Genomic DNA, 12,006 nt, shown 5'->3' with positions numbered 1-12,006 from the left:
GCATCGAGCGCTATGTCGCACGCTACAACCAGCACAACCGTCCATTTGTCTGGACCGCAACCGCCGATTCCATCCTTCAGAAAGTGGCTCGGTTATGTAAAGTTATTTCTGGGACGGAACACTAGCCCTTCATTGTAGATCGCGCGGCGCGCGGCTGCTTACTCGGCAGGCGGCGGCGTCTTCGGCCGATATTCGCACAGCGGCTCGATCGCGCAATGCCAGCATTCCGGCACGCGCGCCTTGCAGACATAGCGGCCGTGCAGGATCAGCCAGTGGTGCGCATCGTGCAGAAACTCCTTCGGCGTGAACTTTTCGAGCGCGATTTCCACGGCGCGCACGTCCTTGCCCGGCGCGAGTCCGGTGCGATTCGCCACGCGAAAGATATGCGTATCGACGGCGATGGTCGGCTGTCCGAACGCAATATTCAGCACCACGTTGGCCGTCTTGCGCCCGACGCCCGGCAGACCTTCGAGCGCCTCGCGCCGATCCGGTACGCAGCCGCCGTACTGATCGATCAGGATGCGGCACGTCGCGATCACGTTCTTCGCCTTCGTGCGATACAAGCCGATGGTGCGGATGTACTCCGACACGCCTTCCTCGCCGAGCGCGAGCACGGTCTGCGGCGTATTGGCGACGGGAAACATCTTGCGCATCGCCTTGTTGACCGACACGTCGGTGGCCTGCGCGGACAGCATCACGGCGATCAGCAGTTCGAACGGCGTCGTGTATTCGAGTTCGGTCTGCGGATGCGGATCGAGTTCTCGCAGCGTGTCGTAGATCGCGTGGCGCTTCTTCGCGTTCATGGCGGGTCAGTGGGAATCGTTATCGTTCGGATCGTCGGGTTCGTTCATGCCGAGACGTCGGCGGCGCGCGTCGGCGGCATCGATCTGCGCCTGCACGGCGGCGCTGACGTGCTCGGTGTTTTTCGGGCCCGCGCCGAGTTTCGCCATCTCTTCTTTTTTCTTGCGCGCGTGTTCGAGCGCGGCCTGGATGATGGCGCGTTTTTTGGCTTCTGGGTCTTCGGTCGTAGTTTCGTCAACCTTGGGTGTGGGCGCTTCTTGCGCCGCTGCAACACCATCGCGTGCGGCCTGACGCGCATTGGCCCGCGCTTCGGCCAGCGCCTGCTCGCGCGCCTGCCGCGCGATGCGGCGATCGTGGCGCGTGCGGGCGTCATCGGCTTGTGGCTGGCTCCATGCGTCCCAGCCGGTGGCGTCACCGGTGACGGGGATCATCGCGATGCAATCGACCGGGCAGGGCGGCACGCACAGATCGCAACCGGTGCACAGTTCGGGGATCACCGTATGCATCTGTTTTGCCGCGCCGACGATGGCATCGACCGGACACGCCTGCATGCACAAGGTACAGCCGATGCAGACGTTTTCGTCGATCACGGCGACCGGGCGCGGACGTTCCTCGCCATGCGTCACGTCGAGCGGAATCACGGGCTTGCCGAGCAGCGCCGCGAGCCGGGCGATGCCTTTCGCGCCGCCCGGCGGACACTGGTTGTAATTCGCCTCGCCGGCCGCGATGGCTTGCGCATACGGCCGGCACGCGGGGTAGCCGCACTTCGTGCACTGGGTCTGCGGCAGCAGGTCTTCGATTCGCTCGGCGAGCGGTTTGCTTACGGTAACGGTCACGGGGGAGTGGCGAGGCAAGGGGACATCGGGCAGCGCGACCGGCAGGCGCGAATACAGCGGACGCGCATTCGTCGATTCTTATTATCGACGTCGCGGCCGCTATCGAGCGCACGGTTTGCTGCGTTCGGCGCGCGTCCGACGAATCGGCGCGTGCTCGGTTTTTGATTCAGCTATACAAGTTCGAACAGCATTATCGCCGAAGTCGGGAACACCCGTGACGGGGGGCTCCGAATCCCAATTGCCAACGCGTGACGAAGTACGCATAATCGAAGCGCTTTTCCGTTTGACCGCAGGACGGTGTTCCCCAATAACTTGGCGCGCCCGTTCACGTCATGTACCCAATCCGGGCCGCGTGACGCATATCCGGCAACGCGGCTCCAGACTTATGTCATCATGAATCAGCCGAAAATCAAAAGAGATCCTGAGGGCACCCGGCGCCGTATTCTGCTTGCGGCCGCCGAGGAATTTGCGGCAGGCGGCCTGTTCGGCGCGCGTGTCGATCAGATTGCCCGACGGGCGGAGACCAATGAGCGCATGCTCTATTACTACTTCGGTAGCAAGGAGCAGTTATTCACGGCAGTGCTCGAACACGCCTTCGGCTCGCTGGTGGAAGCCGAGCGCGCGCTCGACCTCGACGGCGTTGCGCCGATCGAAGCCATCACGCGGCTCGCGCATTTCGTCTGGGATTATTTCCGCGATCATCCCGAATTCTTGCGGCTCATGAATAACGAGAATCTGCACGAGGCGAAATACATCAAGGGATCGAATCGCATCCGCGAACTGATTTCGCCCATTGTGGAGACGACCAAGTCGATTCTCGAACGCGGCCAGAAAGCAGGTTTGTTTCGTCAGGACGTCGATCCACTGAAGTTTTATATCGCGGCGGCGGCGCTCGGGTATTACATCGTGTCGAACCGTTTCACGCTGAATGCCACGCTCGGTCTCGATTTTAGCGATCCGCACCAGCGCGAGCAGATGATTCGCATGAACACGGAATTGCTATTGTCGTATCTCACGCGGCGCTGACGAATCCGCGTATGAAGAAAAAACGTCGCGTCTCAATGAGGCGCGACGTTTTGTTTTGTGCCGATGGAATCGGTCCCGTAACATCCGACAAGCAGACCGAACCAATTTGCGATCCGGTTCCTTCAGCCGATTCAGGCAACCACGGCTTCCGTCTTCGGCGTCTTGTCGTGCTCGAGGATGAACTCGCGCAACTGCGGATACACCATCGCGCGCCAGCGTCGGCCCGAGAAAATGCCGTAGTGGCCGGCCTTTTCGACGGTGAAATGGCGCTTGTTCTTGGCCGCGAGGCCAGTGCACAGATCATGCGCGGCGCGCGTCTGGCCGCTGCCGGAAATGTCGTCCAACTCGCCTTCGATGGTGAAGAGTGCGGTGTGCTTGATGTCCTGCGGACGCACCATCTCGCCGTTCACTTCCCAGGTGCCTTCCGCCAGCCGGAACTCCTGGAACACGATACGGATCGTTTCCAGATAGTACTCGGCGGCCATGTCGAGCACGGCGTTGTATTCGTCATAGAAGCGGCGATGCTGTTCGGCGTCTTCGTCGTCGCCGCGCAGCAGGTTTTGATAGAAGTCCCAATGGGCGGTCAGATGCCGCTCGGGATTCATCGCGACGAACCCGGCATGTTGCAGGAAACCCGGATACACCTTGCGGCCCACGCCCGGATAGTTCGCCGGCACCGTGTAGATGACGTTGTTCTCGAACCATTCGTACGAGTGCTCGTTGGCGAGCGAGTTGACCGAGGTCGGGCTGCGGCGCGCATCGATCGGGCCGCCCATCATGGTCATGGTGCGCGGCGTGTCCTCGCCGCGGCTCGCCATCAGCGAAATGGCCGCGAGCACGGGCACAGTCGGCTGACACACGGAAATGACGTGCAGATCCTTCGCGCCGATATGACGGATGAATTCCTGGATGTACTCGACGTAATCGTCCAGATGGAACGGGCCGTTTTCGATCGGCACCATGCGCGCGTCGAGCCAATCGGTGATGTACACCTTGTGGTCCTGCAGCAGCGTCTTCACGGTGTCGCGCAACAGCGTCGAGTGATGGCCGGAGAGCGGCGCGCAAACCAGCACGATCGGTTCGTTCTTCAGCTTGGTGACGGTGGCGCTGTCGTCGGCGAAGCGCTTGAAGCGCAGCAGACGGCAAAACGGCTTTTCGACGACCGTCTGCTCGACGATCGGAATGTTGTGGCCGTCCTTGACGATCTGATGCAGCTCGAATTCGGGTTTCTCGTAGTCCTTGCCGAGCCGATACAGCAGCTCGTACGCGGCGGCGAGACGATTGGAGCCGGGTACATAGGAAAGCGAACTGGCCGGGTTCACAAACGATTTGGAAGCGGCCTGGGCCCAGGCTGTGAGGGGAGACAGCACGGCCCGCTGAAATTCGTGAATTTGATAGAGCATGGTTGCCCCAGTAACTCCGGTTGGAACCGGTTTTCCCGCCGAGTTGGGCACGCGCCCGCAATTGACCCGACGGCTTTTCCACGATCCTCACGGCGCGGCGGCTGAGCCGCGTCACGAGGCACTCTTGATGCACTGCTGCTTCTTCACTGCTTTTTCATGTCGACGCCGCGTGGTTGGCACGGCGTTCTGCATCGGTTTGCTTCGGTGTCGTTCAACTCTAACGGCCGATGGGCTGCAAACCTGAGCCGGCGACGCAAGATTTTCCGCGCAACCGGCCGAACATACAATGACACAGTTTAATTTACCGGCTTTTACGCGACATCGAACCGGTAAATTTGTGCGTCGCACCAATCCTAGCGCCTGACGATGAAACTGCCAACCGCATAAATGCTTAAAAACACCTACTGCCTGCCCGATGCCGCGTCCATCACGGCATCCGAGCGTGCCTGAGCCGGATCCTCGCTGCCGTCGCCGGACGGCTGGCCGGTCGCCTTGGCCATTTCTTCCTCGACGCGCATCAGGTTCAGGCCCTTATGCACCAGCGCCACGTGCGTGAACGCCTGCGGGAAATTGCCGACCATGCGCTTGGCGACCGTGTCGTATTCCTCCGCCAGCAGCCCGACATCGTTCGCCAGGCCAATCAGGCGCTCGAACATGTCGTGCGCTTCTTCAAGGCGGCCTTGCAGGGCGAGGTTGTCGACCAGCCAGAAGCTACAAGCCAGAAACGTGCCTTCTCCGGGCGGCAGACCGTTGTCGACCTGCGTCGTGTGATAGCGCTTGACGAGGCCGTCGTGCGTGAGCGTCGTCTCGATCGCCTTGACGGTGCCGAGCACGCGCGGATCGTTCGGCGGCAGGAAACCGAGCAGCGGAATCAGCAGCAGGCTGGCGTCGAGCGCGTCGCTGCCGTAAGCCTGCACGAAGGAGTTGAGCGTCGGATTCCAGCTTTTCTTCAGCACTTCGGCGCGCACGCGCGCGCGCATGTCGCGCCAGTGGTCGATCGGGCCGGGCAACTCGAAACATTCGGCCGATTTGATCGCGCGATCGTACGCGACCCACGCCATGACTTTCGAGAACGTGAAGTGTTGCTGGCCGCCGCGCACTTCCCAGATGCCTTCGTCGGGCTGCTGCCAGATCGTGTCGAGGTGTTGCAACATGGCGCACTGGATGGACCAGGCTGTCTCATCGCTTTGCAGTCCGCCGACGCGCGCCAGATGCAGCGCGTTCATCACTTTGCCGTAGACGTCGAGCTGCAACTGCTGGACCGCGCCATTGCCGATGCGCACCGGCGCCGCGCCTTCATAGCCCGGCAGCCACGGAATCTCGTACTCTGGCAGCCGGCGCTCGCTCGCCTGCGATGCCGTACATGATCTGAATCTGATCGGGCGAACCGGCCATCACGCGGCCCAGCCAGGCCCGCCAGGCGCGCGCTTCGTCGTAGTAGCCGCCGCGCATCATCGCGAGCAGGGTGATGGTGGCGTCGCGCAGCCAGCAATAGCGATAGTCCCAGTTGCGCGTGCCGCCGAGCTGTTCGGGCAGCGACGTCGTCGGCGCGGCGACGATACCGCCGGTCGGCTCGTAAGCCAGCGCCTTCAGCGTGATCAGCGAGCGGCGGATGGCGGGCGCGTAGCGCCATTTCAGTTCGCTCGAACCGGACCATTCGCGCCAGTGATTTTCGGTGCGCGCGAGTTGCGTATGCGGATCGTGCGCGGGCGGCAGCCGCAAATGCGACGGCGAATAACACAGCGAAAACGGCACGCGCTCGCCTTCGCCGATATCGAAGCCGCGGTCGTGCGCATGTTCTCGCCGACCAGATCGACCGGCGTGCGCAGCACGGCGAGATCGGGTCCCGCGATCGCGCGGATGCCGCTATCGTCCGGCAGGCGGCTGACCCACTGCGTCGCCGCGCCGTAATCGAAGCGCAGCACCAGTTCCATCTTCATCCGCACCGTGCCGCGCTTGCCGATCACGATCCGCACCAGTTCCGAGTGCCCGTTGCGCGACGGCATGAAATCGACCACGGTGACCGCGCCCTGCGGCGTTTCGAAATCGGTTTCGAGGATCAGCGTGTCGCCGCGATACCGTCTGCGGATGACCGGCGATTCGCCGTCGGCCATCTCGGGGGCGAGCAGCCATCGGCCGTGTTCGGGCGTGCCGAGGAGGGCGGCGAAACAGGCGGCCGAATCGAAACGCGGCCAACAAAGCCAATCGACGGAGCCGTCGCGGGAAATCAGGGCTGCGGTGTGGCCGTCGCCGACCATCGCGTAATCTTCAATCGGTGCTGGCATAAGCAAATGTCTTCCTGCTGCTGCGGCGCGATCGAGCGCCGATGCGCCGCGGGTTGCACGAAAATATCGCGGCTCGTCGAGCTGGTCGATGCCGCACGGCGCGGGCCACGGACAGCAGGCGCGCCATGCTTCCTATCTGGCCGCATTCTGCCGCAATCGTTCGCCGCGAGCAGTAAACCGGGCCGATCGGCATCGTCTGCCTACGCCTTCCGATGCGGAACCGTTAGCGGCGTTCGGCGTCACAAGCCTAGTGCCGCCGCACGCTCGGCGCATCCTTACGGATCGTCAGAAGTGCATCGAGCCCATGCCGAACAGCCCGATCAGACCGATGGCGATCAGATAGATCGCGACGATGATGTTCAGCAATCGCGGCATCACGAGGATGAGAATGCCCGCGATCAGCGAGACGAGCGGGCCGAGGCTTACGTGAATGGTCATCGCAGTCGTTCCTTTTTCGTTGGTGTCGTTGGTTCGAGACTATGAGGCGATTCGGTGAATCAGTGGTGCGCCGGCGCGCATCGGTGTATTGCTTCGATCATGATCCGCATCGCGCGACGACATCGGCGCGCTGCGCAACACACGGGAGCAAAACTTGCTCCGTGGCACCGTCGAAGTCAGTTGAAGCCAGTCGAAGCGCTCGATACACCGCCCCTTGCATAACAAGTCGCAAAAAGACAATGAGGAGGTTTCCATGCTTTCGTGCTCATCACCCCGTTCGGCGCGCCCGGCGGCGACATCCGCCGATGCCTTGCAAGCCGCGCGCCAGCTTCCGGCATTCAAGTCCGCCAAGCCCGCGCGATGGGCACAAGCCTGCGCGCTGATGCTGTCCCACACAAGCCTTCGCGCAAACATCAGCCAGCGCACCATCGGCCGGCGCGAACGGCGGGCCGGTGGTGTCGTCGTCGGGCGGACTGGTGTACGACCTGCTGATTGGCACCTACACCGGCGGCGGCAAAAGCGAAGGCATCTACGTCTATCGTTTCGATACCGGCAGCGGTGAGCTGACGCGGATCGCGTCGGCGCAGACGGTCAATCCGTCGTATCTGGTCGTGAGTAGCGACCGCAATTACGTGTACGCGGTGAACGAACTGCCCGGCGACAACGGACCGGCGTCGCAGCGCGGCGGCATCAGCGCGTTTCGCTTCGATCGCGCGAGCGGGCAGCTGAGCTTCATCAACCGCGTGTCGTCGGATGGCAACGATCCGTGCTATCTGTCGATTTCGCCCGACGGCAAGTATCTGCTGACGGCGAACTATTCGGTCGCGGCCAATTCCGGCGGCAGCTTCGCCGTGTTTCCGCTCGCCGCCGATGGACATGTCGGCGCATCGGTGCTGACGGTGCATCACGAAGGCGGCGGTCCGGTGAAAGGGCGGCAAGACAATTCGCACGTTCATTCGACGGTATTTTCGCCCGACGGCAAATACTTGTTCGCGCAGGATCTCGGCGTCGACAAGGTGTTCGCCTATCGCTACACGCCCGATCCCGGTTCGAGCAATCGCGGTCTGTTCGGCCCGACCAACGCGCGCTACACGCAGATCAAGCCCGGCTCGGGCCCGCGCCATCTGATCTTCGACGCAAGCGGCAAGCACGCGTATCTGACGACCGAACTGAACGCGTCCGTCACCGTGTTCGACTATCGCGACGGCAAGCTGACGCCCGTGCAGACGCTGCCGATGACTGCGCCCGGCTTCAAGGGCAAGATCGGCGGCGGCGCGATCCATCTGTCGCCGGACGGGCGCTTTCTGTATGCGACCAATCGCGGCGACGTCAATCAACTGGTGCAGTTCGCCGTCGATGCGTCGAACGGGCATCTGAAGCTGGAAAAGCGCTACTCGACGCTCGGCAAGACGCCGCGCGAATTCGCGATAGACCCGAGCGGGCGCTGGCTGATCGTCGGCAATCAGGACAGCGATAGCGCGTATTTCTTCCGCCGCGATCCGCAGACGGGCAACCTCGCGTCGGACCCGAAGCAACTGTCGATCGGCTCGCCGGTCGATTTCAAGTTCGTCTCGCCGTCATGACGTAAAACGCTCGCGCAAGACCCGCCGCACCGAACGACACGCGGTCCGATCGACGATGAAAACAACACTGGTCACAGCGGTCACCGTTTCACTGTTGTGCGCGCCGCTCGTCTCGTTCGCGGCATCAGCCGATGCGGCGAAAGACGGCCAGTGCGACTATCGGCGCGACTGGATGTCGGCCGCGTGCGAGCACGTGCTGCGCGTCGCGCGCGACGGCACCTGGGACCTGCACGTGACCGGCTACGGCTGGCACATCGATGGCTTCGACAATCGCAGCGAACTGAATCCGTGGTCGGTCGGCGGCGGCGCAGGCAAGCACTGGACCGACGCGAACGGCAACGAAGACATTCTGTTCGCGTTTGCCTTCTCGGATTCGCATCACAATGTCGAGCCGATCGGCGGTTATGCGCGCCAGTGGTACACGAAGTCCGTGCTCGGCGGCTTGCAGGCGGGCGGCGGCTATTTCGTCGGCATCACCGCGCGCAGCGATGTCGCGCATTACCTGCCGTTGCCGTTGGCCTTGCCGATCGCGTCGGTGCGATATCGGCGCGCATCGCTGATGGGCACGATCATCCCGCGCATTCCCGGCCTCAACGACGGCGACGTCGCGTTTTTCTGGGACCGCTACGAGTTCTAGTACGATGCCAGGTTTCGGTCTGCCGAGCGCGCTCGAATGAAAGGCATCCTGAATAAATTGAAAAGAATCAGCAGGGAAACCGATTTGGATACGACTCAAACCAGCCGCGCGGAATCGCGCACGACCACCGGACGCGCCGATGCGACGCCGCCGGGATTCATCCTCGCGTTTCGCTTCGAGGGCGGGCAGGCGCTGCGGCTGTCGTGGGACGAAGCGCGCGCCGCCGTCGCGGGCGATGGCCCGACCTGGCTGCATCTGTCCGCCAATGACGATACCGTCGAAAGCTGGCTGGAAGGCGTCGCGTCGATGCCGGATGCCGCGCGCGAATTCCTCAACGGCGAGGACAGCGTCCGCGCGTGCACATGGGCGCGAACTTCATGTACGGCGTGGTCGCGGATCTCGAACTCGTCGCCAAGAGCGACGCGGTGGCCGCGCCCGACGCGCGCGAAGCCGTGCGCGCGACCGGCGCGCTGCGTTTCTACGTCGATCGCAACCGGATGATCACCGTGCGCGCGCGGCCCTTGCAATCGACCGACCGGCTGCGTCACGCCGTGCTCGAAGGCACGCAGTTTCGCGATACCGTCGATTTGTTCGCGGGCCTGATTCGCGCGCTGAACGAGACCTTCGCGGATCGCATCGACGAACTCGGCGACTGTCTCGACGACGTGGAAGAGGGCGTGCTCGAAGGCGGCCATCCGAAATGGCGCGCGGAATTGGGCGGCGCGCGGCGGCGCATTGTCGAGGTGAAGCGCTTTATCGATCCGGAACGTAACGCGCTGATGCAGCTCGTCACGCGCAAGCTCGACTGGGCCGAGCCGCGTTCGATGGAATCGCTCGTGCAGGCGATTCAGATTCTCAACGGTCTGGGCGCGGGGCTGGAGGCGCTGTACGAACGCGCGAAGCTGCTGCAGGACGAGATCGCCGCGCTGCTGTCGGAGGACATCAACCGCAAGCTGTTGTGGCTCGCGATCATGTCCGCGTTGCTGCTGCCCGCCACGCTGGTGACGGGCATTTTCGGCATGAACGTGGCGGGTTTGCCGGGGACGAAAGATCCGACTTCGTTCTGGATCGTGGTCGGCGTGATGGCGGGATGCGCCCGCCATCACGATCTTCCTGTTGCGAAAGTTGCGGCTCTGGTAAATCACTCGCCCGGGCCGGGCGGCGCGAGCACCTCGCGATTGCCGTTCGTGCCCATCGGCGAAACCAGACCCGCCGCTTCCATCTGCTCGACCAGCCGCGCCGCGCGGTTATAGCCGATGCGCAATTGCCGCTGCACCGACGAAATCGACGCCCGCCGCGTGCGCACGACGAAAGCGACGGCTTCGTCGTAGAGCGGATCGGCTTCGGCATCGGGCGAATCGCCGAACAGGTCTTGCGACGCGCCTTCGCTCGCGGGACCGGACATAATGCCTTCCTCGTATTCCGGCTCGCCGAACTGCTTCAGATACTCGACCACGCGATGCACTTCGTCGTCCGCGACGAACGCGCCGTGCACGCGCTGCGGATAGCCGGTGCCGGGCGGCAGGAACAGCATGTCGCCCGCGCCGAGCAGCGATTCCGCGCCCATCTGGTCGAGAATCGTCCGCGAGTCGATTTTTGACGACACCTGAAACGCGACGCGCGTCGGAATGTTCGCCTTGATCAGCCCGGTGATGACATCGACGGACGGCCGCTGCGTGGCGAGAATCAGGTGGATGCCGGCCGCGCGCGCTTTCTGCGCCAGCCGCGCGATCAACTGTTCGATCTGCTTGCCCGCGACCATCATCAGGTCCGCGAGCTCGTCGATAACGACGACGATCATCGGCAGCGTCGACAGCGGCTCGGGCGCATCGGGCGTGAGCGAGAAGGGGTTGGTCAGCTTCTTGCCCGCGGCTTCGGTATTGCGGACCTTCTGATTGAAGCCCTGCAGATTGCGCACGCCGACCGCCGACATCAGCCGATAACGCTTTTCCATCTCGCCGACACACCAGTTCAGCGCATTCGACGCGAGCTTCATATCGGTCACGACCGGCGCGAGCAGATGCGGAATGCCCTCGTAGACGGACAGTTCCAGCATCTTCGGGTCGATCATGATGAGGCGCACGTCCTCGGGCTTCGCCTTGTAGAGCAGCGAGAGAATCATCGCGTTGATCGCGACCGACTTGCCCGAACCGGTCGTGCCCGCGACCAGCATGTGCGGCGCTTTCGCGAGGTCCGTCACGACCGGATTGCCGATGATGTCCTTGCCCATCGCGATCGTGAGATTCGACTTCGATGCGCGATACACGTCGTGCTCGAGAATCTCGGACAGGCGGATCATCTGCCGTCGGGCGTTCGGCAACTCGAAACCCATGCAGGTCTTGCCGGGAATCGTTTCGACGACTCGGATCGATGTGAGGCCGAGACCGCGCGACAGATCCTTCATCAGCCCGACGATCTGGCTGCCGCGCACGCCGAGCGCCGGCTCGACTTCGAAGCGCGTGATCACCGGCCCCGCCGATGCACCGACGACCGTCACCGGCACCTTGAATTCCTGCAGGCGTTGCTCGATCAGCTGGCCGGTTTCGGCGAGACGTTCTTCGGAGACGGGCTCCGCTTCGTCGGAAGCCGGTTCGAGCAGATCGATCGTCGGCAATTCCACCGACGACGCATGCGGCGCGTGGAATTCGAACTCGGTCGGCGTGAAGCCGCGAATCGGGGGGCGTGGCGCTGTGTCCGGTGCCGGCTCGGTCGTTGCCGGCGTAATCGTGGGCGCTGTCGTTGCCGTGACGATCGGAAAGCGCACGACGTTCGATGACGAGGCTGCTTCAGGCATCGTGGGTGCTTCAGGCGCTGGCGATGGCGACGGCGACGGCGGCTCGTCGAGGTCCGGCAGCAATTCCCAGCTCGGCAGCGGCAAGGGCTCGTCGTCGCGTGTATCGAACCACGGCGCGCGATCCGGCTCGGCGGGGGACGGCGTGATGTCGGGGGCGGCGTCCTGATGTTCCGAATCCGTCTCCAGCGCGATGTGGGTGGTCG

General features: G+C 63.3%; 9 protein-coding genes and 3 pseudogenes. 6 read left to right on the top strand and 6 right to left on the bottom strand.

Annotated features, from left to right (window positions below):
- Positions 1-125, top strand: a pseudogene (locus BVER_RS34400) (IS630 family transposase); the annotation flags it as partial.
- Between the two features lie 33 nt (positions 126-158).
- Here BVER_RS34400 and nth read toward each other — a convergent pair.
- Complete coding sequence (nth, locus tag BVER_RS22445; RefSeq protein ID WP_050455158.1) at positions 159-803, bottom strand: endonuclease III; 645 nt, start codon at positions 801-803, stop codon at positions 159-161.
- Positions 804-809: 6 nt separating this feature from the next.
- Entirely contained in the window at positions 810-1,637 is an 828-nt protein-coding gene (rsxB, locus tag BVER_RS22440) for an electron transport complex subunit RsxB (protein WP_050455157.1), read from the bottom strand.
- A 393-nt stretch (positions 1,638-2,030) separates the two neighbouring features.
- On the opposite strand from rsxB, the gene BVER_RS22435 reads away from it, so the two are divergent.
- The gene (locus BVER_RS22435; protein ID WP_050455156.1) at positions 2,031-2,663 is read left to right on the top strand and encodes a TetR/AcrR family transcriptional regulator; all 633 of its coding nucleotides are present in this window, start codon (positions 2,031-2,033) and stop codon (positions 2,661-2,663) included.
- A 131-nt stretch (positions 2,664-2,794) separates the two neighbouring features.
- Here the strand turns inward: BVER_RS22435 and BVER_RS22430 are convergent, their stop codons facing one another.
- The 3 genes and pseudogenes from BVER_RS22430 to BVER_RS30495 form a co-directional block, all read right to left on the bottom strand.
- Positions 2,795-4,066 carry a polyhydroxyalkanoate depolymerase gene (locus BVER_RS22430; protein ID WP_050455155.1) on the bottom strand — a complete coding sequence of 424 codons (1,272 nt, stop codon included), beginning with the start codon at positions 4,064-4,066 and terminating at the stop codon, positions 2,795-2,797.
- Between the two features lie 401 nt (positions 4,067-4,467).
- Positions 4,468-6,351 (bottom strand): annotated as a pseudogene (locus tag BVER_RS22425) (glycoside hydrolase family 15 protein).
- 285 nt (positions 6,352-6,636) lie between these two features.
- Positions 6,637-6,789 carry a DUF3096 domain-containing protein gene (locus tag BVER_RS30495; RefSeq protein ID WP_083452301.1) on the bottom strand — a complete coding sequence of 51 codons (153 nt, stop codon included), beginning with the start codon at positions 6,787-6,789 and terminating at the stop codon, positions 6,637-6,639.
- A gap of 382 nt (positions 6,790-7,171) precedes the next feature.
- Between BVER_RS30495 and BVER_RS22420 the strand changes: the two are divergent.
- The 4 genes and pseudogenes from BVER_RS22420 to BVER_RS34385 all read left to right on the top strand — a co-directional run bounded on the left by BVER_RS22420 (position 7,172) and on the right by BVER_RS34385 (position 10,262).
- Positions 7,172-8,372 (top strand): annotated as a pseudogene (locus tag BVER_RS22420) (lactonase family protein).
- 55 nt (positions 8,373-8,427) lie between these two features.
- Complete coding sequence (locus tag BVER_RS22415; protein WP_050455154.1) at positions 8,428-9,009, top strand: antimicrobial peptide resistance and lipid A acylation PagP; 582 nt, start codon at positions 8,428-8,430, stop codon at positions 9,007-9,009.
- Between the two features lie 84 nt (positions 9,010-9,093).
- Positions 9,094-9,510 (top strand): hypothetical protein, encoded by a 417-nt coding sequence (locus tag BVER_RS34390; protein WP_232316714.1) that lies wholly within the window; start codon positions 9,094-9,096, stop codon positions 9,508-9,510.
- Positions 9,507-10,262: a CorA family divalent cation transporter gene (locus BVER_RS34385; protein WP_232316716.1), complete on the top strand. Its 756-nt coding sequence runs from the start codon at positions 9,507-9,509 to the stop codon at positions 10,260-10,262. The genes BVER_RS34390 and BVER_RS34385 overlap by 4 nt, the downstream gene beginning before the upstream one ends.
- On the opposite strand, the gene BVER_RS22405 is transcribed toward BVER_RS34385, so the two are convergent.
- On the bottom strand, positions 10,151-12,006 hold a 1,856-nt coding region (locus BVER_RS22405), incomplete at its 5' end, for a DNA translocase FtsK (RefSeq protein WP_269750791.1). The genes BVER_RS34385 and BVER_RS22405 overlap by 112 nt on opposite strands.

Source organism: Candidatus Burkholderia verschuerenii, from assembly GCF_001189365.1.
In the GTDB taxonomy this organism is placed as follows: Bacteria; Pseudomonadota; Gammaproteobacteria; order Burkholderiales; family Burkholderiaceae; genus Caballeronia; species Caballeronia verschuerenii.
This window is presented reverse-complemented; position numbering and strand designations above follow the sequence as displayed.